Origin of the sequence: Mesorhizobium sp. ZC-5, from assembly GCF_025753855.1 — a bacterium.
Classification (GTDB): Bacteria; Pseudomonadota; Alphaproteobacteria; order Rhizobiales; family Rhizobiaceae; genus Neomesorhizobium.
In genome coordinates this window covers 518,649-538,153 of record NZ_JAOWPT010000001.1, presented here as the reverse complement: position 1 = coordinate 538,153, position 19,505 = coordinate 518,649, and the positions used below count along the sequence as shown (strand labels likewise).

Here is a 19,505-nt window from a genome sequence, read left to right as displayed (position 1 = left end):
CAAAATTGTTCTGTTCCGCGACCCTTGAAGCGCCGCCACAGATAAGTTCGATTTCATGAGCAATCAGGACGGGTGAATCGCGCCGTGGGGTGGCGGGTACGTCCAACGCAGGGGGAAAAACATCCATGACGACGAGACGACGCATCGCGGTGCTTTTCGGCGGACGTTCCGCCGAGCATGACGTTTCCATTCTTTCCGCGAGCAACGTCGTCAAGGCAATCGACGCCTCGAAATATGAGATCGCGCCGATCGGCATCAACCGACGCGGCCAATGGTTTCTGGCCGAGCTTGGCGATGACGGCACGCTGCCGGCCGTTCCGGACGGCGGAACCGAAATCAGCCTGCTGCCCGGCGGCAACGGACGCCTTCTGGCTTTGCCGAAGAATGGAACGGCGCACGAATTGCCCAGGATAGATGTGCTGTTCCCGGTGCTGCATGGACCGTTCGGCGAGGACGGTTCCGTACAGGGGCTCGCGGAAGTGGCTGGGGTGCCCTTCGTAGGGTCGAGCGTGCTGGGCTCGGCTGCGGCGATGGACAAGGACGTGGCCAAGCGGCTGCTGCGCGAGACCGGGTTGCCGGTGGCGAGATCCGTGACCGTGCGGGCGGGTGATGCCGTGTCCTTCGAGGCCATAACGCAGGAGCTGGGTTCGCCGGTCTTCGTCAAGCCGGCACGCCAGGGATCATCGGTCGGCGTGAGCAAGGCCGCGAGCGCCGACGCGTTCCAGGCAGCATTGGCCGAAGCGCTGCGCCACGACCGCAAGGTGCTGGTCGAAGAGTTCGTGGCGGGCCGCGAGATCGAACTCGGTGTGCTGGAGAACCTCGACGGCACGCTGACCGTGTCCGTAGCGGGCGAAATCGCGCCTGCCGCCAGCCACGGCTTCTACACCTACGAGGCCAAATATATCGACGCTGACGGGGCGGCGCTGCGCATTCCCGCCGAATTGCCCGACAGCCTGACGCGGCAGCTGCAGGACATGTCGCGACGGGCTTTTCTGGCGCTCGGCTGCGAAGGCATGGCGCGGGTCGATTTCTTCGTGCGCACCGACGGCAGCGCTCTGGTCAACGAGGTCAACACCATTCCCGGCTTCACCAATATCAGCATGTATCCCAAGCTGCTTGACGCCAGCGGCGTTGCCTATGGAACGCTGGTCGACCACCTGATCGAACATGCCATCGAGCGGGCAAAGCGACAGGCGTTGTGAGGTTTTGGTGCGGCCGGAGAGAACAGGCTCCGGCTGATCAGCGGTCGCGGTAGGCGTTGAACGCGCCGCCCAGCCCGGCACCGATGGCAATACCGATCGCTATGCCCATCGAAACATTGTCCATCGCCGCGCCGATGGCCGCACCCAAGCCGATGCCGACCGCGATGCCCGTCGCCATGCCGGAATATGGATCTTTCATAATGCACCTCCTGCGACGCATATAAGGGCGCTGCCTGCGGATGCGAGGCCGGAGCCATCGAACAAACGGGCAGGAATCGACGCGCTGCTTAACAAAAAACCCGCCAAAATGGCGGGTTTCTCTAAAATCGCGGAACGATCTTGGCCGCTTGGCCTACATGCTGAGGCCTTCGTAGCGCTTCTTGAACTTCGACAGGCGGCCGCCGCGGTCGAGCAGGTTCTGCTGGCCGCCGGTCCAGGCCGGATGCGTGTTCGGGTCGATATCGAGGTTGAGCGTATCGCCCTCCTTGCCGTAGGTGGAGCGGGTCTCGTATTCGGTGCCATCGGTCATGACGACTTTGATGGTGTGATAGTTCGGATGGATGTCGGCTTTCATCGGTCTTGTCCTGAAGCTCCGGGCGAGACGCGCCTGCGGCGATGTCACCCACTCTCAAAAACTTGAAGCCGCGCCTGTAGGAAGGTACGGCTTCAAAATCGGTTGGCTGGCCTATACATCAGCCTAAAATGAAGCACAAGGCCGCTGCCGCATTTCGAACGTGCGACAATGGCCCAGGGAAACCGGGATGGCAGACGCCAAGGCTGAGGACGAACGGCGACGCTCGCTGCGGCCGCTGCAACGGCTGCTGCCCTATCTGATGCGCTATCGCGCGATGGTGGCGTGGGCCGTCGTCTTCCTGGTGCTTGCCGCCGCAACGACGCTGACGCTGCCGCTGGCGGTGCGCCGGATGATCGACCACGGGTTCTCGACGTCGGATTCGACCTTCATCGCCAATTATTTCTCCATGCTGGTGGTGATTGCCGCGGTGCTGGCGCTGGCGTCGGCCGGGCGCTACTATTTCGTCATCACGCTCGGCGAGCGGGTGGTGGCGGATCTGCGCCGCGATGTGTTCGCCCATGTGACGCGGCTTTCGCCCGCCTTCTTCGACCATACGCAATCCGGCGAGATCGTCTCGCGACTGACCGCCGACGCGACGCAGATCAAGTCGGCGGTGGGCGCCACCGCGTCGGTCGCGCTGCGCAACATCATCCTCGGGCTGGGCGCGGTCGCCATGATGGTGGTGACCAGCCCCAAGCTCTCCGGCCTGGTGATCGCCGCCATCCCGGTAATCGTGCTGCCGCTGGTCGCGTTCGGGCGCTCGGTGCGGCGAAAATCGCGGCTGGCGCAGGACACGCTCGCCAATGCCGCAGCCTATGCAAGCGAGCAGGTGGGCTCGGTGCGCACCTTGCAGGCGTTCACCAACGAGAGACTGGTGACGGACAAGTTCGGCGGCGCGGTGGAGCAGGCCTTCCAGGCGGCGCGGCAATCGGTGTTCGCCCGCTCGTTCCTCACCTTCTTCGCCATCTTCACAATTTTCGCGTCGGTCGTCGCCGTGTTGTGGTTCGGGTCGCGCGACGTGCTTTCGGGTGCGATCTCTCCGGGCACGCTCGGCCAGTTCCTGCTCTATTCGGTGTTCGCGGCGGGAGCGCTGGGCGCTTTGTCGGAGGTCTGGGGCGAACTCAGCCAGGCCGCGGGTGCCGCCGAGCGGCTGACCGAACTGCTGGCCGAACAACCTGCGATCGCAGCACCCGCGCAGCCGAAACCGTTGCCGACGACCGCAAAAGGCGCAGTCGAATTCCGCGGCGTCTCCTTCTCCTATCCGGTACGGCCCGACCGCGCCGCGGTGCATGGGCTTAGCTTCTCTGTGAAACCTGGCGAGACGGTTGCCATCGTCGGCCCGTCAGGCGCCGGAAAAAGCACCATCTTCTCGCTGATCCTGCGCTTCTATGACCCGGATTCGGGCGCCGTCCTCGTCGACGGCGTCGACGTGCGCGAGGCGGATCCGGAGGTGGTGCGCGACCGCGTGGCGATCGTGCCGCAGGACGTCACCATTTTCGCCGCGACGGCTGGCGACAACATCGGCTTCGGCCGGCCGGGCGCGGACAGCGCCGATATCGAAGCGGCGGCCAAGGCCGCACTTGCCGACGAATTCATCCTGAAACTCGAAAAAGGCTACGACACGCAGGTCGGCGAAAAGGGCGTGACGCTTTCCGGCGGCCAGCGGCAGCGCGTCGCGATCGCCCGCGCCATCTTGCGCGACGCGCCGATCCTGCTGCTCGACGAGGCAACCTCGGCTCTCGACGCCGAAAGCGAGACGCTGGTGCAGACGGCGCTGGAGCACCTGATGCAAGGGCGCACCACCATCGTGATTGCGCACCGGCTTGCGACCGTGCTCAAGGCTGACCGCATCCTGGTGATCGAGGACGGGCGCATCGTCGAGGAAGGCACCCACCGCAGCCTGGTCAAGAAGGGCGGCATCTATGCGCGGTTGGCCAAGCTGCAGTTCGACACCGGCGCCAGCGCCTTTCAGGGCGCGGCGGAGTAGTCATTCCCTACTTGCTGCAAAGTTGCTCGGTGTGCACTGATGCGGAAAGCTGAAGATGCACTGGGGAGGGGAAAATGCTCGCGAATGTCCTGATTGGCGTGGTCGCCGTCCTGCATCTCTATTTCATGTATCTGGAAATGATCGCCTGGGATCAGCCGCTCGGGCGCAAGACGTTCGGCACCACCGCTGAATTCGCCGCAGCATCGAAGGCGATTGCCGCCAACCAGGGGCTCTACAACGGTTTTCTCGTGGCAGGACTGGCCTGGGGACTTTATCTCGGCGAGGGCGGATTTGCGGTGAAGGTGTTCTTCCTCGCTTGCGTCATCGTCGCGGGCGTGTTCGGCGCCGCGACCGTGAGTAGGCGCATCCTGTTCGTGCAGGCGCTGCCGGCCGCGCTCGCCTTGCTGGCGCTGTGTGCGGGATTCTGATCGCGCGCGGAAACGCCTGTTACGACGGGCGATGGAATGCTGCCGATGAGTGTCGACGGAGCAAGCGTGCCGAACATCAATCAACTAAGCGCCGTAGCGCGCCTTGAGATGCGCGGTGAAGTGTGCGGCGTCGAGTTTTTCGCCGGTGGCGCGCTCGAGCAGCTCCGGCGTCGAATGGCGCGACGCCTGCGACCAGATCTTCTGCCGCCGCCAGTCGGCTATCGGCTCGAACCTGCCGTTGGCGAGACCGTCGTCGGCCGAGGGATGCTCCTTCTTCAGCGCAGCCCATTGCTGGGCTGCCATCATGGCGCCGAGCGTATAGGACGGGAAATAGCCGAAGGCGCCGCCCGGCCAGTGGACGTCCTGCATCGGGCCGTCGGCGGGATTGTCGATGGTCGAGAGGCTGAGATAGTCGCGCATCTTGGCATCCCAGGCCTCCGGCAGGTCGACGGCGTTGAGCCGGCCAGCAACCAGGTCGCGCTCGAGTTCGAAGCGCAGGATGACGTGTAGCGGATAGGTGACCTCATCGGCATCGACACGGATCAGCCCGCGCTCGACGTGATGGACGTGCGGCAGGATGTCTTCCAGACTCCATGTCTCGCCGAGATGCTGGCCGACCAGCGGCAGCGCCCATTGCCAGAAGGCCGGATTGCGGCCGATCTGCTTCTCGACGAACAGGCTCTGGCTCTCGTGCATCGCCATGCCGCGTGCCTTCCCGAGAGGCCAGTGCGACCACTGCTTCGGCAGGTTCTGCTCATAAAGTGCGTGCCCGGTCTCGTGCAGCACGCCCATCAGGGCAGACAGGAAATCGCTGGTCTTGTAGCGTGTGGTGATGCGCACATCGGTGGGCACGCCGCCACAGAACGGATGGTGCGACACCGACAGGCTGCCGTGGGTGAAGTCGAAGCCGATGGCGCCCATCATGGCAAGGCCGAGCTCACGCTGCCTGTCGATCGCATAAGGTCCGGCAAGCGGGCGCCCGGGCGCCTTGGCCAGCCGCTCTTCCTGCACCGCCAGCGCCTCCGGCACGAACCCCTTCAGAAATGTCTTCAACTCGTCGAACACCGGAGCAATGTCGGCGGCGCGGTTGCCGGGGTCGTATTGCTCCATCAGCGCGTCGTAGGGATCGAGACCGAGCACGCCGGCGCGCAATTCGGCCTCCTCGCGCACCAGGGCGATGACGCCTTCGAGCGCCGGCAGGAAACCGGCCCAGTCGTTCTTGGCACGCAGGTCGCGCCACAACTGCTCGGAACGCATGCGCGCGATGGTCTGGCGCTCGACGAACTCCGCCGGCAGGCAGGTATGATTGATGTAGTCGCGCTTCAGTTCGCGCAGCGCTGCCTGCTGCTCTTCGTTCAGCGTCTCCTCCTCCGCCGCGGCGATCCAGTCGGCGATCTCCGGCGCCGTCGCCTGCCGATGATGGATGCCGGCAAGCGTCGACATCGCCTCGGCCCGCTTCTCGCCGCCGCCGACCGCCATGTGGGTCGCCTCATCGGCGCCGAGAATGGCCAGCGCGTGCTCCAGCGCCTCGATCTTGTGGAGATGGTCATCGAGCTTGGCGAACGACATGGCGAATCCTGCTTTTGCAAAAACCGGGCGAGAGGATACCAACTGGCGGGCAATCGCAAGTGCAGTCAACGTGTTCGAAGCATTCCATACGCGCCATCTCAATCGCAACGACGCCCCCGTATTGCCCCGGGAGCGTCGTTGCCGCGATCGGCTGGAACGCGACTACAGCTGGTGCTGGAGTGTGTCGACCTGCGACATCAGCCGGTGATATTGCCCCATGGGTATGGCGCCGCCATCCCTGGCATTCATGGCGACAGCTTCGCGGCGGATCATCGCGTCCTCGGCGTGCAAGCGGTTGGCCTGATGTGCGGTGATCAGGCCGTGGCTGCGGTCATAGGCGATGCGGGTGTTGGCGTCGCGCAGATCCGCAAGAACCGCATCAAGCTGGCCATTGGGCGCATAGGTGGAATAGCCGGGGCTGGCATCACCTCCGGCGATGTTCGGAGAACGGCCCTGGAAATGATCGCCCGTGGCCGCGAAGGCTGTCGTCGAGAGGGTGGAAAGGAGGAGTGCGGCAAGTGCCGCCTTGATCGTTAAAGAGCGCATTTTGCGTCTCCCGAACCTGGCGGAGCGACAGGGCGCCCCGCGTTTTGCGGCCCGTCTGATCCCGTCGTGTCGCGATGGAAGATCATCGCCGGCGATTCCCGGACCGTTCCCGGAATCTAGATCGAGTGCCGAAGGGAACCAAATTAAGAAAAGGTAACCTTCAACACGTTCCCGCGATCACAATCCGATGCCGAATGCGGCGATCACCGCTCGGTGAGCTTCAGTTCGATGCGGCGGTTCCTGTCGCGGGCTTCCGGAGTGTCGGCGGCGTCGAGCGGCTGGAACTCGCCGAAACCAGCGGCGACCAGCCGGTTGGCCGGCACGCCGTTCTCGATGAGGAATTTAACCACCGACGTGGAACGCGCGGAGGACAGCTCCCAATTGTCCCGGTAGCGCCCTGAACCGGACAGCGGCACGTTGTCGGTGTGGCCGTCGACACGCAGCACCCAGTTGATCTCGGGCGGGATTTCCTTCTGCAGCTCGATGATCGCGCCGGCGAGCTTTTTCATCTCTTCGCGACCGGCGTCGTTGATGACTTCGGAGCCGACCGGGAACAGGACTTCCGACTGGAACACGAAACGGTCACCGACGATGCGGATGTTTTCACGGTCGGACAGAATCTCGCGCAGGCGGCCGAAAAAATCGGAACGGTAGCGGTTCAATTCCTGCACGCGCTGGGCAAGCGCGACATTGAGGCGGCGGCCGAGGTCGGCGATCTTGGTGTTGGATTCGCGGTCGCGCACTTCGGACACGTCAAGCGCCTGCTCAAGCGCGCCGATCTGCTTTCGCAGAGCGGAGATCTGCTGGTTGAGCAATTCGACCTGCGACATGGCGCGCTGGCTGAGCTGCCGTTCCTGATCCAGTTCGCCGGTCAGCGTGCCGATGCGCGCGGTGGCCTGCTGGTCGGCGCCGGCGCCCTGGGACAGCAACTGCTCGAGCCGCGTCTTTTCGGATACGGCCGCCGAGAGCGACGCCTGCAGGTTGGCGAGGGAATCTTCCATGTCCTGGCTGTTGGTGCGTTCGAGCGACAGTAACTGCGTCAGCTCGTTGATCTGCGAATTGAGGCGGTTCAGGACCTCGTCCTTGCCGCTGATTTCGCGCGAGAGCAGGAACTGCGCCAGCACGAAGACCGACAGCAGGAACATGATGGCCAAAAGCAGCGTGGACAGCGCGTCAACGAACCCCGGCCAGTAATCGATCGTGCGCTGTGTACGCCGGCCGCGGGCGAGCGCCATCAGTTGGGCTCCTTGTTCTTCAGGGCACCGGCGATCTTCTCCAGAGTTGCGCGCATCGCCTTCTGCTCGTCCGATTGCGCCTCGACCCAATCGCGCATCATCTGCTGCTCTGAGCGCATGTTCTTGACGAGACCGGAAATGCCGTCGGCAAGGTTGGCCATGGCGTTGGCGACGCGCTGGTTGGAACCGCCGTTTTCCTGCATGCCGCGCAGCCGCTCGGAGAGCTGGCGGATCTCGTCGGCGGTGCCGGCCTTGCCGGGATCGACGACCGGGATGTCGGACGACAGGTCGGTGACCGACGACAGCCAGTTTTCCAGTTCGGTGTAGAAACGGGTCTGGGCGCGGCCGGCCTGCAGGTCGAGAAAGCCGAGGACCAGCGAGCCGGAAAGGCCGAAAAGCGAGGACGAGAAGGCGGTGCCCATGCCGTCAAGCGGTGCCGAAAGCCCGGATTTCAGCGATTCAAGGACGTCGTTGGCGTCGCCGGAACCGGGGTCGAGCGAACGGATGGTGTCGCCGATCGAGCCGATCGTGGCGAGCAGGCCCCAGAAGGTGCCGAGCAGGCCGAGGAAAACCAGCAGGCCGACGAGGTAGCGCGAGACGTCGCGACTCTCGTCGAGGCGGGACGCGATGGAATCGAGGATCGTGCGCATCGAGAGCGTCGACATCGACATCGCCGACGAGCGGCTGAGCAGGGCTTTCATCGGCGCCAGCAGCACCGGCTCGGCATCCTCGGAGCCGGCGCGGAACGAGTTTACCCAGCGAATCTCGCGAAACAGGCGCACCACTTGCATGAAGGCGAGCAGGATGCCGACGACGAGGACGCCGACGATAAGCCCGTTGAGGCCGGGGTTGGTGACGAAGGCACTGGAGATCTGCCGGTAGAGGATCGCGGCGATGAAACCGACGATGGCAAGGAAAATCAGCATGGAAAGCAGGAAGACCTGGGGACTCGACAGTTTGTGCGGGTCGTAGCTGGTGTTCGTCGCCAAAACGTCCGAACCGAAATTCCTGAAGAATGCCATCCGCTCGTGCCCTGATTGTCCGCCGTCCAGTTGCGCGTGAGTCTAAACGGAAATGTGACGAAATTGGAAGGCGCGCCATTGGCCCTTGGTGCAGAAAGCACCGTGTTTGGCCCTAAAGACGATTGATCACCAGGCAATCGATCACGGCTGCGAGATGCAGGCAAGCGGCGGTGACGACGAAACCATGCCAGACGGCGGACTGGAAACGCAGGCTGCGCCAGACGAAGAAGACGACGCCGCAGGAATAGACGATGCCGCCCGCGACCATCAGCCAGACGGTCGAATGAGGCAGCGCCTCCAGCAGCGTCCCGGTTATGGCGACGCCGCTCCAGCCGATCGCCAGGTAGAAGACCACAGCCAATCGGTCGAAGCGGCCAGGCAGGAACAGTTTTACCGACATGCCGATCGCGGCGGCGCCCCAGACGACGGCGAGCATGGTGCGGGCGAGCGCGATGTCGTCGAGTTGAGCGAGGAACGGCGTGTAGGTGCCGGCGATCAGCAGATAGATCGCCGCGTGGTCGAAACGGCGCAGAATCCATTTCGCAGGCGAAATGGGCCAGAGATTATAAGCGCAGGAGATCGACAGCACCGTCAAAAGAGAAACGACATAGAAGACCGCCGCGGCGTATTCGCCGGGACCGGTGTGGAAAGCCGACACGGTGAGCAGGGCGGAGCCGGCGGCGATCGCCAGGACGATGCCCACCGCATGGACGATGCCATCGGCAATCAGTTCGGCGCGCGAATAGGAGAAGCGGCCGATGAACGGTATTTGCTGAGCTGGTTGCTGGCTTGATTCCACTGCCATGCTTTTTTCTTGGCACTGCCTTGTGACAAGCTATTGACGGCGGTGCGTCGGAAACATGCGGCCTGGCGCCGCAGCATCATTTTGCCGGCAGCGGCTTCTTCAGGGTTTTCAGCAGTGCGCGGTGGACCGCTTCGTTGCCGGCGACGATGGTGCCGCTGTCCAGCATCTCCTGGCCGCCCGACTTGTCGCTGACGAAGCCGCCCGCTTCGCGGATCATCAGAATGCCGGCGGCGATGTCCCATGGCGACAGCGACTCTTCCCAGAAACCGTCGAGACGGCCGGCCGCGACATAGGCCAGATCGAGCGCGGCGGACCCGATGCGGCGGATGCCGGCGGTCTCGGCCATGACGTTGCGCAGTTCGATCAGGTAGTTGCCATGATGGCCGCGGCCGAGATGCGGAATGCCGGTGCCGATCACCGTGTCGGCGAGCTTGTTGCGCCCGGCGACACGCAGGCGGCGGTCGTTGAGGAAGGCGCCGCCGCCGCGTTCGGCGGTGTAGAGTTCGTCCATCGCCGGATTGTAAATGACGCCGGCGACGATCTGCCCCTGACGCTCCAGCGCAATGGAGATCGAAAACATCGGCAGGCCGTGGAGGAAGTTGGTGGTGCCGTCGAGCGGGTCGACGATCCAGCGGTGTTGCTCGTCCTCGCCTTCGACAACGCCGCGCTCCTCCATCAGGAACGCGTAGCCGGGGCGGGCCCGGGACAGTTCAGCATGGATGACTTCTTCGGCCTTGCGGTCGGCCTGGCTGACATAATCGCCCGGGCCTTTCAGCGAGACCTGCAGGTTCTGCACCTCGCCGAAATCGCGGGCGAGCGAGCGGCCTGCCTTCATGGCGGCCTGGACCATTACGTTGAGAAGGGCTGAGCGGGCCATCGGTGTTCCTCGGCAGTAGGCAGTAGGCAGTCGGCAATCGAAAATGCGCGACCGATTCCGGCGATGGGCAGAGGCTCTTGCAAAGCCCGACTGCCGAAGCCCGACTGCCGGATTTTAGTCCGCGCGACGGACGTAGGTGATCTCGTTGGTGTCGACGATGATGCGTTCGCCGGACGAAATGAAGGGCGGCACCAGCACGCGGATGCCGTTTTCGAGCATTGCCGGCTTGTAGGAGGAAGCGGCCGTCTGGCCCTTCACCACCGGGTCGGCCTCGGTGATCGTCAACGTCACCGTGTCGGGCAAGGAAATGCCGATCGGGCGCTCCTCGTAGAGCTCGACGGTGACCATCATGCCATCCTGCAGGAAGGCGGCACGCTCCCCGACGAAATCCTTGTTCAGCTCGAGCTGCTCGTAGCTCTGCGTATCCATGAACACCAGCGAGTCTTCCTGCGCGTAGAGGAAGGAAAAATCCTTCTGCTCGAGGCGGACCTTCTCGACCGTCTCGGCGGAACGGAAACGCTCGTTGAGCTTGGTGCCGTTGATGAGGTTCTTCAGTTCGACCTGGTTGTAGGCGCCGCCCTTGCCGGGCTTCACCGCGTTCGTCCTGACCGCCACCCAGAGGCCGCCATCATGTTCGATGACGTTGCCGGGACGGATTTCGTTGCCGTTGATCTTGGCCATGTTCAGCTATTCCGGAAGAGGTTTGTCCGCCGGGACGGCGGTTTCGGCGCTTCCATGACCACAAAACGCCCCGGGAGGCAAGAGAGGGCCATCAGCGCAGGCGGTTCGCGCGGCCGAGCGCGGTCTTCAATTCTTCCGGTGTCAGGCCGTTCATGAAGTCGTCCATGACCGGATCGAACAGGCCGGCGCGGCGGGCGAGAATATACCAGGCGGCGGCGAAGATGCTGTCCGGCTCGGTGCCGATACCCTGCATGTAGAGCTTAGCCACCCTGTTCTGGGCGGCGACGTTGCCGCCCTCGGCGGCACGCTTCAGCCAGGCAAAGCCCGATTTCAGGTCGCGCTCGCCGCCGCGGCCGGAGATCAGCCAGCTGCCGAGGTCGAGCTGCGCGGTGTCGTAGTTCTGGCGGGCTGCCCGGACCAGCCATTCGCGGGCCTTCACGTCGTCGGGCTTCTGGCCTCCGGTACCGTTGGCGAGGATCTGCGACATCGCATATTGCGCGTCGGGAAGATCGGCTTCGGCGGCTTTCTGGTAATAGGGAAACGCCGCCTCGATGCCAGGCCGGCCACGATCGCGCTTGACCAGCAGCTGCGCATAGTTGAACTGCGCCAGCGGGTTGCCGGCTTCCGCCGACGCCTGCATCAGCGCGAAGGCGGCCTTGGGATCTTTGGTCACGAAACGGCCGTCGATGAGCATCAGCGCATATTGGAACTGTGCTTCGGGGACGCCCTGTTCGGCCGCCAGCTGATACCATTTCGCGGCCGCGGTCTCGTCGCGCTTGACGCCGAGGCCGCGCGACAGGATTTCGGCGACGAGCGTCTGGGCGGGAGCCTCGCCGGCCTCGGCGCGTGGCAGTGCCAGATTGAGCGCCGTCTTGTAGAGTCCACGCTGGAACGCGCCATAGGCCGGATCGGCGGGCTTCGAACCGAAGCGCAGGGGATCGATTTTTTCCGCCGCACCCGCATCCGGGGTTGCGGGAGCCGCGGCCGCTGGTGGAGCAGCGGCGGGCGAGCCCGGGCGTGCGCCATCCGTCGCGGCGGCCGGCGTTGCCGCGGCCAAAGCGGCCAGAAGATGGAATATGAGGCGCGATCTGTACGACACGGAGAGCTTCTAAGCCTCGAAACGCGGCGCTTTTTGGTCAAGCAGTAAATTGCCTTTGGCGACCTGTTCGCGTGGGTCCAGCCCTTCGCCGAAAACCGCCGCCGAGAGGGCGACGAACTCGGCACCTGTCGCCGCGACCGTTGCGACGGATTCGATGCCTGAGCCGGCAAGAACGATGCAGGGGATCTCGATCATCTCCGCCCACCAGTCCGCCAGATTGAGGTTGCGCGGGTGCGGCTCCGGCGTGTTGTCATAACCGAAGCGGCCGAAGAAAACATAGTCCGGCCGCACCTCGCCAAGCTCGAGCGCCTCGTCGCGCGTCTTTATGCCCCCCGTGCCGACCATCATCTTGTCCTGCAGCCGATCGATCGCGTCGGCCAGCGCCTGCTTTCCCGATTCGACGTGGACGCCATCGGCCTTGATGCGGGCGGCGATACGGGTATCTCCGGCGATCACCACGGCGACACCGGCTTCCTGGGCGATCGGCACCAGGCGTTCGGCAAGCGCCTGGAACGCCGCCTCGTGCAAGTCGTAACAGGGCAGGATCAACGAGGCGACGTCGCCGCCTTCCAGAGCCTGCCGGAGCTTGTGCTCCAGATCGGCGGGCGGTTGGCCAGAGGGCGCGATCAGCACGATACGGCAGCGGTTGGGTACTTCAGCCATGGCAGCCTGTTCCAGAAAGTGTCGCCGGACCGGCGGCGTCTACGGATTGCGAATAGAACAATGCAAGGTCGTTGAACAGATAGGCCAGTGCCACGCGGCTCTCGCAATGCGTGCGCAATCCGGCTAAGCGGCATGCCGTAGCGGTTCCCTTTTTTCGGGTCCGATGTCTCACGCGGGAACGAAAAGGCGCCCCTGCATGAACGCACTGCTTTCCGATCCGTCATTCTACGCGGTCGCGATCCCCGCCGTCGTGCTGGTCGGCCTGTCGAAAGGCGGTTTCGGCGGCGCCGTCGGATTTGTCGGCGTCCCGCTGATGGCGCTGGTGATCTCGCCGGTGCAGGCGGCTGCAATCCTGCTGCCGATCCTCGTGCTGATGGACATCGTGTCGCTGTGGACCTGGCGCGGCGTCTTCAACCGGCAGATCCTGGTGCAGATGCTGCCCGGCGCCATGGTCGGCATCGGCGCGGGCTGGCTGATGGCCGCGGTGGTGACACCGGACATGGTGCGTTTCATGGTCGGTTTGGTGGCCATCGTCTTCGTCGGCCGCTGGTTCTACCTGAGATACCGTCATGGCTCCCACCACGCGGCGCAGCCGAACCGCATCGCCGCGGCGTTCTGGGGCACTGTTGCGGGTTTCACCAGCTTCATCGCGCATGTCGGCGGCCCGCCCTTCCAGGTCTATGCGCTGCCGCTGCGCCTCGATCCGAAGGTCGTCACCGGTACCGCCGCGATCTTTTTTGCGGTGACCAATGCGGTGAAGCTCATTCCCTATTTCGCGCTCGGCCAGTTCGATGCGACCAATCTCGCCGCCTCCGCTGCCCTGATGCCGGTTGCACCGCTCGCCACGCTTGCCGGCGCATGGCTTGTAAGGCGCATGCGGCCCGAGGTTTTCTACCCCTTCACCTATGCCACGGTGGCAGTCGTGGCGCTCAAGCTGGTGTGGGACGGCGCCGTTCAAATGTTTTAGCGATGAACAATTCGTGACGGGGAAAATCGCAAAACTGTCATCCTTTTCGGGTACTTGCGCGTTATGGGCGGGAACAGATCATCCCGGCGGTTCGTCTCGGACCAGCCTCTCGCAACAAAAATCCGTGACTGAACATGACCAGCAATGCACCTTCCCAGCGGGACACCCGCATCGACGTTTTCCGCGCGCTCGCGCTGCTGACGATCTTCGTCAACCACGTGCCGGGGACGATCTTCGAGCACTTCACGCACAAGAATTTCGGGTTCTCCGATTCGGCCGAAGCCTTCGTGCTGATCTCCGGCATCGCCGTCGGGTTGGCCTATGGGTTGAAATTCGAACCCGGCAACCGGCTTTTGATCACGCTGAAGGCTTGGCGGCGTGCTGGCGTCCTCTACACAACCCACATCATGACCACGGTGGCGACACTCGGCATATTTTCCGCCGCGGCTCTGTATTTCTCGCGGCCCGACCTTTTGAAGCTGATCAACATCGAACTGATCATCAATGACACGCCGGAAGCGCTGGTCGGCATCGCGACGCTGAGCCACCAGGTCGGCTACAACAATATCCTGTCGATGTACGCCGTGGTGCTCCTGATGATGCCGGCCTTCCTGCTGATCGGCGCCGTCAGCCTGCGGCTGATGGTGCTGGCGTCCGGCCTTCTCTGGCTTATCGCCGGCATCTACCAGATCGCGCCGGCGAACTATCCCGGCGACGGGTTCTGGTTCCTCAATCCGCTGTCCTGGCAGTTCCTGTTCGTGATCGGCATCGCCGGCATGATGCATGTGAAGCGCGGCGGCGAGATCCGCTTCAACTGGTGGATGGCAAGTGCCGCGGTATTCTATCTCGCCGGCGCGCTCTTCTGGGTCAAATGGCCGCTGTGGGGTATCGAGACCGCCTCCGGCCTGCCGACGGTGCTGACCGGCTTCGACAAGACGTTCCTGTCGGCATCGAGGCTGCTGCATATACTGTCGATCGCCTATCTCATCGTGACGATCCCGGTGCTGTCCAACCTGGCACGGACCGGCCCCGACCACCCGCTGGCGGTGCTCGGCAAGCATTCGCTGCCGGTGTTCATCGCAGGCACCATCCTGGCGATGGTGGCGCAGGTGATGAAGACGGTAAGCCCGGGTGGCCTGTTCTATGATTCCATCCTGATGTCGGCCGGCATCGCGCTGCAGTTTGCCCTCGCCTACTACCTCGACTGGCTGCCGAAGATCGGCTGGGGCGGCAAGAAACCGAAACCCGCCGCGGTTTCGCGCACGACGGCTGGTGGCGCACTCAAACCGGCATCCTGATTGCCAGGCCGGCAGAACGCGGCGCATCAGCGCGGGATCGTATTTGAAAACAGATTGCTTCAATGTCGCGGAGCGCCGGTCTAAAGTCTCCTCCTCACGCATGAGGGGGAGCACTTGCCTAGCATCTACGACATCGACCTTGACCGGAACGTCGCCAACCACCAGCCGCTGACGCCAGTATCATTCCTGGAACGGGCGGCGCGCACCTATCCCGACCATCTTGCGGTGGTGCATGGCCGCCAGCGCATCAGCTACCGCGAATTCTGGCAGCGCTCGCTGAAGCTCGCCTCGGCGCTCGCCAAGAAAGGCATCGGCAAGGGCGACACGGTGACGGTGATGCTTTCCAACACGCCGCCGATGCTGGAGGCGCATTTCGGCATACCGATGGTGAAGGCGGTGCTGCACTCGCTGAACACCAGGCTCGATGCAGCGGTGATTGCCTTCCAGCTCGACCATGCCGAGACCAAGGTGGTGATCGTCGACAGCGAGTTTTCCGGGGTGATGAAGGACGCCCTGGCGCTGGCCAAGGTCAGGCCGCTGGTGATCGACTTCGACGATCCCGAGTACGGGCAGGATGCACCCTATCCCAAGGGCGCGCGTATCGGCTCGATCGACTACGAGGATTTCTTGGCCGGCGGCGATGCCGATTTCCAATGGTCGATGCCGGACGACGAATGGGACGCGATCTCGCTGAACTACACGTCGGGCACGACCGGTAATCCCAAGGGCGTCGTCTATCATTATCGCGGAGCCGTGCTGATGGCCTACAGCAACACGATCCACGCCGGCATGGCCAAGCATGCCGTCTATCTGTGGACGCTGCCGATGTTCCACTGCAACGGCTGGTGCTTTCCGTGGACGCTTGCGGTGCAGGCGGGCACCCATGTCTGCCTGCGCTGGGTGCGGCCCAAGGCAATGTACGACGCCATCGCCGACCATGGCGTGACGCATTTGTGCGGCGCGCCGATCGTCATGTCGACGCTGATCAACGCGAAGGACGAGGACAAACGCGAGTTTCCGCAGCAGGTGACCTTCAATACGGCCGCCGCACCACCGCCCGAAGCGATGCTGTCGGGGATGGCCGACGCCGGTTTCGCGGTAACGCATCTCTACGGCCTCACCGAGACCTACGGACCGGCCGTCGTCAACGAATGGCACGGCGACTGGGACGATCTCGAAAAGCCTGCACGGGCTTCGAAGAAGGCGCGGCAGGGCGTCCGTTACGCCTCTCTGGAAGGCCTGGTCGTGATCGACCCGGCGACGATGGAAAAAACGCCGGCCGATGGCGAGACGATCGGCGAGGTCATGTTCCGCGGCAACATCGTCATGAAAGGGTACCTGAAGAACCGCAAAGCCACCGACGAGGCGTTCGAGGGCGGCTGGTTCCATTCGGGCGATCTCGGCGTCATGCATGCCGACGGCTACATCCAGCTCAAGGACCGCTCCAAGGACATCATCATCTCGGGCGGCGAGAACATCTCGTCGATCGAAGTCGAGGATGCGCTCTACAAGCATCCTGCGGTGGCATCCTGTGGTGTCGTCGCAAGGGCCGACGACAGATGGGGCGAGGTGCCGGTCGCCTATGTCGAGTTGAAGCCTGGCAGGACGGCGAGCGAGAGTGAGATCATCGAGCACTGCCGCAGCCTGCTGGCGCGGTTCAAGGTCCCCAAGGCGGTGATCTTCGCCGAAATCCCCAAAACCTCGACCGGCAAGATACAGAAATTCCGGTTGAGGGAAATGGCGCGGGACGGTTGATCAACGGGTGCCTGCGTAACGGGAATGTATCCCGCCGGCGGCCGGACGACACCGTCCTGAAACGGCTGCGTCATAGAGACCGCTCCGCTCCGGATACCGTCTTTTGCGGGATATGCCGACATGCTAATGTTCGTGTCGGCCGCATGGGGATTCGCGGCGACCCAATCCCGGAAGGGATACGGCAAAAATGGAGTGGGGCATGCAAGGCGTTGCACGGAATTTCTTTGTACTCGCGATCGCGTACGCGATTTGCGGGATGATACTCGGTGTCCATATGGGCATGAGCCATGATCACTCGCCGATGCCGGTGCATGCTCATGTGATGGTGGCCGGCTGGCTGATGTCTGCCGTATTTGCATTCTTCTATCACCTGTTTCCCGCAGCGCGGGAAACCCGGCTGGCGCAAGTGCACTTCTGGCTTACCGCCGTCAGCGGCGTCACTCTCGTCGTCTCCCTGTTCTTCCTGCTGGGCGGCAACGAGGCACTCGAGCCGGTCACCGGAATTTCCTCGCTCGGGTTCCTGGCGGCGATGATCCTGTTCGCCTGGATCGCGCTGCCGGTCGTTCGGCGGGCCTGAACGGCTTTTGCGGAGGTGTCGATTCGGCGGTGATCCCATCCAGACGAGTGTCCGCATGTGGGACACTTGTTTCGGGCTTGAGCTAAAAAATATTCGGGCTGTTAAGAGTCCGTTAAGCTTTACAGGTGTTTACTATGGCCATCCAGTGATCTGGATTCTTACCGAGTGGTTGGTGCCACTCCGTTTGACGCCTCCCTGTTAAACTCCTGAGAGCCGCTTTTCCGCGGCTCTTTTTTTGTCCGCATTCAAGCAATGCGCCACACACGGCGGACGCCGCACTCCCGCCATTAACCTTCTGTTAAACATGCGCTTGCCTTGACCGGCGCGGCGGAGCATTTTCTTAGCCCTGTCGTTTAAGGTGGCGGAACCGAAAAAGGTTCACCGCTCGAAGGCGGCAAGTACCACGGGTCAGGGAAGTGCAGGGGCGCAGTTGAATGATCGAGCCTGAAAAAGGGACGGCGAAAACCATCAAGCTGGCCGAGCGCCGGGTCTTTTCGCAATCCTTCAAGCCACTCTACAACGAGGGCATGCGGCTTGTGGAACAGGCGGCCGAATATCTGGACGGTCAGGGACGCGCCGAGGCCAAGAAGCTGTCGCGGCCTGCGGCGACGCTTTACGCGGCCGAATCGATGCGGCTGACGACAAGGCTGATGCAGGTGGCCTCCTGGCTGCTTCTGCAGCGGGCGGCGAATTCTGGTGAAATGACCCGCGACCAGGTGGCCGCGGAAAAATCCAAGGTGCGTCTCGATACCAGTTCGGCGCAGGAAAACGGCACCGGCTGGAACGAACTGCCGGAAGCTTTCCGCGACCTCGTGCTGCGGTCGCTCAGCTTGCAAGGTGTCGTCCGCCGCATGGACGACGAGATCTATGGCGGCAGCGACAACACCGTGGTTGGCCCGCTGCGCGCCAGCAATCCGGTTTCTGACCAGATCTCGCTGCTCAACACTGCTTTCGCGCGCGGCTGATACTTCCCATTCCGTTTCTGTTTTGTTCACAATTCGCTGGCATCAACGGCCAGCGCAGATAGAGTGGGCATATGAGGGACGCGATTCGCATCATCGGCATCGATCCGGGGCTGAGGCGAACCGGCTGGGGCATCGTCGAGAGCCTCGGCAATTCCCTGCGCTTCGTTGCGTCCGGAACGGTCAGGTCGGACGACAAGGCCGCCCTCGCTTCCCGGCTTTGCCAGTTGCATGACGGCCTCGCCGAAATCCTTCATTTACATGTGCCGCATGAAGCCGCCGTCGAACAGACTTTCGTCAACAAGGATGCGTCGGCGACGCTGAAACTCGGGCAGGCGCGCGGAATTGCCATGCTGGTGCCGGCGCGCGCCGGACTGCGGGTCGCCGAATATGCGCCGAACGCGGTCAAGAAAGCGGTGATCGGCGTCGGCCATGGCGACAAGAAGCAGATCCACATGATGGTGAGGGTGCTGATGCCGAAGGCGACGTTCGAAGGCGACGATGCGGCCGACGCCCTGGCGATCGCCATCTGCCACGCCCATCACCGGCAGAGCGTGGCTTATCGGGTGGCCGCGCTGGCGGATTAGAGGCATTCGAGGGGCGGGGAAATGATCGGCAAGCTGAAGGGGACGCTGGACGAGGTCGACGAGGATCACTGCATCGTCGACGTGCATGGCGTCGGCTATGTCGCCTACTGTTCGGCCCGCACGCTGGCCAATCTGCCCGGACCGGGCGAGGCGGTGACGTTGTTCATCGAGACCTATGTGCGGGAAGACATGATCCGGCTCTACGGTTTCCAGACCGCGCTGGAGCGCGAATGGTTCCGGCTGTTGCAGAACAACGTGCAGGGCGTCGGCGCCAAGGTGGCGCTGGCGATCCTGTCGACGCTGTCGCCGCCGGACCTAGCCAACGCGATCGCGCTGCGCGACATCGCCATGGTGAGCCGGGCGCCGGGCGTCGGACGGAAGGTGGCGGAGCGCATCGTCACGGAGCTGAAGAACAAGGCGCCGGCCTTTGCCGGTTCGGCGAGCGGCACGATCGGGCTGAAGCAGGAACTCGGTGAGGGTGTGGCACCCGCGCCGGTTGCCGATGCGGTCTCGGCCCTCACCAACCTCGGCTATTCCCGCGACATTGCTGCGAACGCGGTGGCGGCAGCGATGAAGACGGCCGGAGAGGGAGCGGATTCGGCAAAGCTGATCCGGCTGGGATTGAAAGAACTGGCGCGGTAATTTGAGTTGTCGTGCTTTTCCGACTATTC

21 protein-coding genes are annotated in these 19,505 nt (G+C 63.5%); 10 read left to right on the top strand and 11 right to left on the bottom strand.

The features are described 5' to 3' along the window. Positions 1-125: 125 nt before the first annotated feature. Positions 126-1,202, top strand: coding sequence for a D-alanine--D-alanine ligase family protein (locus OHD58_RS02540; RefSeq protein WP_263801462.1), 1,077 nt, complete (start codon positions 126-128; stop codon positions 1,200-1,202). Positions 1,203-1,239: 37 nt separating this feature from the next. Here OHD58_RS02540 and OHD58_RS02535 read toward each other — a convergent pair whose 3' ends face one another. Both OHD58_RS02535 and rpmE read right to left on the bottom strand, forming a co-directional pair. Further along, the gene (locus OHD58_RS02535; RefSeq protein WP_263801608.1) at positions 1,240-1,401 is read right to left on the bottom strand and encodes a hypothetical protein; all 162 of its coding nucleotides are present in this window, start codon (positions 1,399-1,401) and stop codon (positions 1,240-1,242) included. A 153-nt stretch (positions 1,402-1,554) separates the two neighbouring features. Continuing rightward, positions 1,555-1,776, bottom strand: a complete 222-nt coding sequence (rpmE, locus tag OHD58_RS02530) for a 50S ribosomal protein L31 (protein ID WP_263801461.1) — start codon at positions 1,774-1,776, stop codon at positions 1,555-1,557. A gap of 187 nt (positions 1,777-1,963) precedes the next feature. On the opposite strand from rpmE, the gene OHD58_RS02525 reads away from it, so the two are divergent. Then, positions 1,964-3,763, top strand: coding sequence for an ABC transporter transmembrane domain-containing protein (locus OHD58_RS02525; RefSeq protein ID WP_263801460.1), 1,800 nt, complete (start codon positions 1,964-1,966; stop codon positions 3,761-3,763). 74 nt (positions 3,764-3,837) lie between these two features. Then, positions 3,838-4,191 (top strand): DUF1304 domain-containing protein, encoded by a 354-nt coding sequence (locus OHD58_RS02520; protein WP_263801459.1) that lies wholly within the window; start codon positions 3,838-3,840, stop codon positions 4,189-4,191. Positions 4,192-4,275: 84 nt separating this feature from the next. Here OHD58_RS02520 and OHD58_RS02515 read toward each other — a convergent pair whose 3' ends face one another. The 9 genes from OHD58_RS02515 to OHD58_RS02475 all read right to left on the bottom strand — a co-directional run bounded on the left by OHD58_RS02515 (position 4,276) and on the right by OHD58_RS02475 (position 12,688). After that, on the bottom strand, positions 4,276-5,760 hold the full coding sequence (locus OHD58_RS02515) for a carboxypeptidase M32 (protein ID WP_263801458.1): 1,485 nt from the start codon (positions 5,758-5,760) through the stop codon (positions 4,276-4,278). A gap of 162 nt (positions 5,761-5,922) precedes the next feature. Further along, positions 5,923-6,306 carry a hypothetical protein gene (locus OHD58_RS02510; protein WP_263801457.1) on the bottom strand — a complete coding sequence of 128 codons (384 nt, stop codon included), beginning with the start codon at positions 6,304-6,306 and terminating at the stop codon, positions 5,923-5,925. Positions 6,307-6,509: 203 nt separating this feature from the next. Further along, positions 6,510-7,541, bottom strand: a complete 1,032-nt coding sequence (locus OHD58_RS02505) for a peptidoglycan -binding protein (protein ID WP_263801456.1) — start codon at positions 7,539-7,541, stop codon at positions 6,510-6,512. Beyond that, positions 7,541-8,563, bottom strand: coding sequence for a MotA/TolQ/ExbB proton channel family protein (locus OHD58_RS02500; RefSeq protein ID WP_263801455.1), 1,023 nt, complete (start codon positions 8,561-8,563; stop codon positions 7,541-7,543). Before OHD58_RS02500 ends, OHD58_RS02505 begins: the two co-directional genes overlap by 1 nt. Before the next feature lie 112 nt (positions 8,564-8,675). Further along, complete coding sequence (gene trhA, locus OHD58_RS02495; RefSeq protein WP_263801454.1) at positions 8,676-9,368, bottom strand: PAQR family membrane homeostasis protein TrhA; 693 nt, start codon at positions 9,366-9,368, stop codon at positions 8,676-8,678. 76 nt (positions 9,369-9,444) lie between these two features. Continuing rightward, on the bottom strand, positions 9,445-10,245 hold the full coding sequence (locus OHD58_RS02490) for an inositol monophosphatase family protein (protein WP_263801453.1): 801 nt from the start codon (positions 10,243-10,245) through the stop codon (positions 9,445-9,447). A 114-nt stretch (positions 10,246-10,359) separates the two neighbouring features. Continuing rightward, positions 10,360-10,926 (bottom strand): elongation factor P, encoded by a 567-nt coding sequence (gene efp / locus OHD58_RS02485; protein ID WP_263801452.1) that lies wholly within the window; start codon positions 10,924-10,926, stop codon positions 10,360-10,362. A gap of 91 nt (positions 10,927-11,017) precedes the next feature. Beyond that, positions 11,018-12,025, bottom strand: a complete 1,008-nt coding sequence (locus OHD58_RS02480) for a tetratricopeptide repeat protein (protein ID WP_263801451.1) — start codon at positions 12,023-12,025, stop codon at positions 11,018-11,020. 9 nt (positions 12,026-12,034) lie between these two features. Next, entirely contained in the window at positions 12,035-12,688 is a 654-nt protein-coding gene (locus OHD58_RS02475) for a thiamine phosphate synthase (RefSeq protein ID WP_263801450.1), read from the bottom strand. A 196-nt stretch (positions 12,689-12,884) separates the two neighbouring features. Between OHD58_RS02475 and OHD58_RS02470 the strand changes: the two genes are divergently transcribed. From OHD58_RS02470 to ruvA, 7 genes are all read left to right on the top strand, one after another. After that, entirely contained in the window at positions 12,885-13,655 is a 771-nt protein-coding gene (locus tag OHD58_RS02470) for a sulfite exporter TauE/SafE family protein (RefSeq protein WP_263801449.1), read from the top strand. A gap of 134 nt (positions 13,656-13,789) precedes the next feature. Beyond that, positions 13,790-14,953, top strand: coding sequence for an OpgC family protein (locus tag OHD58_RS02465; RefSeq protein WP_263801448.1), 1,164 nt, complete (start codon positions 13,790-13,792; stop codon positions 14,951-14,953). Between the two features lie 114 nt (positions 14,954-15,067). After that, on the top strand, positions 15,068-16,708 hold the full coding sequence (locus OHD58_RS02460; RefSeq protein ID WP_263801447.1) for an acyl-CoA synthetase: 1,641 nt from the start codon (positions 15,068-15,070) through the stop codon (positions 16,706-16,708). Between the two features lie 280 nt (positions 16,709-16,988). Next, positions 16,989-17,285 carry a hypothetical protein gene (locus tag OHD58_RS02455; protein ID WP_318528228.1) on the top strand — a complete coding sequence of 99 codons (297 nt, stop codon included), beginning with the start codon at positions 16,989-16,991 and terminating at the stop codon, positions 17,283-17,285. A gap of 434 nt (positions 17,286-17,719) precedes the next feature. After that, positions 17,720-18,250, top strand: a complete 531-nt coding sequence (locus OHD58_RS02450; protein ID WP_263801445.1) for a DUF1465 family protein — start codon at positions 17,720-17,722, stop codon at positions 18,248-18,250. 71 nt (positions 18,251-18,321) lie between these two features. Continuing rightward, positions 18,322-18,834, top strand: a complete 513-nt coding sequence (gene ruvC / locus OHD58_RS02445) for a crossover junction endodeoxyribonuclease RuvC (RefSeq protein WP_263801444.1) — start codon at positions 18,322-18,324, stop codon at positions 18,832-18,834. Between the two features lie 21 nt (positions 18,835-18,855). Further along, on the top strand, positions 18,856-19,476 hold the full coding sequence (ruvA, locus tag OHD58_RS02440) for a Holliday junction branch migration protein RuvA (protein ID WP_263801443.1): 621 nt from the start codon (positions 18,856-18,858) through the stop codon (positions 19,474-19,476). Positions 19,477-19,505: the final 29 nt, after the last annotated feature.

Coding starts and splice junctions, on each gene's coding strand:
- ruvA (WP_263801443.1), top strand. CDS start 18,856: ATGATCGGCAAGCTGAAGGGGACGCTGGACGAGGTCGACGAGGATCAC.
- efp (WP_263801452.1), bottom strand. CDS start 10,926: ATGGCCAAGATCAACGGCAACGAAATCCGTCCCGGCAACGTCATCGAA.
- OHD58_RS02510 (WP_263801457.1), bottom strand. CDS start 6,306: ATGCGCTCTTTAACGATCAAGGCGGCACTTGCCGCACTCCTCCTTTCC.
- OHD58_RS02535 (WP_263801608.1), bottom strand. CDS start 1,401: ATGAAAGATCCATATTCCGGCATGGCGACGGGCATCGCGGTCGGCATC.
- OHD58_RS02465 (WP_263801448.1), top strand. CDS start 13,790: ATGACCAGCAATGCACCTTCCCAGCGGGACACCCGCATCGACGTTTTC.
- ruvC (WP_263801444.1), top strand. CDS start 18,322: ATGAGGGACGCGATTCGCATCATCGGCATCGATCCGGGGCTGAGGCGA.
- OHD58_RS02515 (WP_263801458.1), bottom strand. CDS start 5,760: ATGTCGTTCGCCAAGCTCGATGACCATCTCCACAAGATCGAGGCGCTG.
- OHD58_RS02455 (WP_318528228.1), top strand. CDS start 16,989: ATGAGCCATGATCACTCGCCGATGCCGGTGCATGCTCATGTGATGGTG.
- OHD58_RS02525 (WP_263801460.1), top strand. CDS start 1,964: ATGGCAGACGCCAAGGCTGAGGACGAACGGCGACGCTCGCTGCGGCCG.
- OHD58_RS02475 (WP_263801450.1), bottom strand. CDS start 12,688: ATGGCTGAAGTACCCAACCGCTGCCGTATCGTGCTGATCGCGCCCTCT.
- rpmE (WP_263801461.1), bottom strand. CDS start 1,776: ATGAAAGCCGACATCCATCCGAACTATCACACCATCAAAGTCGTCATG.
- OHD58_RS02540 (WP_263801462.1), top strand. CDS start 126: ATGACGACGAGACGACGCATCGCGGTGCTTTTCGGCGGACGTTCCGCC.
- trhA (WP_263801454.1), bottom strand. CDS start 9,368: ATGGCAGTGGAATCAAGCCAGCAACCAGCTCAGCAAATACCGTTCATC.
- OHD58_RS02520 (WP_263801459.1), top strand. CDS start 3,838: ATGCTCGCGAATGTCCTGATTGGCGTGGTCGCCGTCCTGCATCTCTAT.
- OHD58_RS02470 (WP_263801449.1), top strand. CDS start 12,885: ATGAACGCACTGCTTTCCGATCCGTCATTCTACGCGGTCGCGATCCCC.
- OHD58_RS02450 (WP_263801445.1), top strand. CDS start 17,720: ATGATCGAGCCTGAAAAAGGGACGGCGAAAACCATCAAGCTGGCCGAG.
- OHD58_RS02490 (WP_263801453.1), bottom strand. CDS start 10,245: ATGGCCCGCTCAGCCCTTCTCAACGTAATGGTCCAGGCCGCCATGAAG.
- OHD58_RS02505 (WP_263801456.1), bottom strand. CDS start 7,541: ATGGCGCTCGCCCGCGGCCGGCGTACACAGCGCACGATCGATTACTGG.
- OHD58_RS02500 (WP_263801455.1), bottom strand. CDS start 8,563: ATGGCATTCTTCAGGAATTTCGGTTCGGACGTTTTGGCGACGAACACC.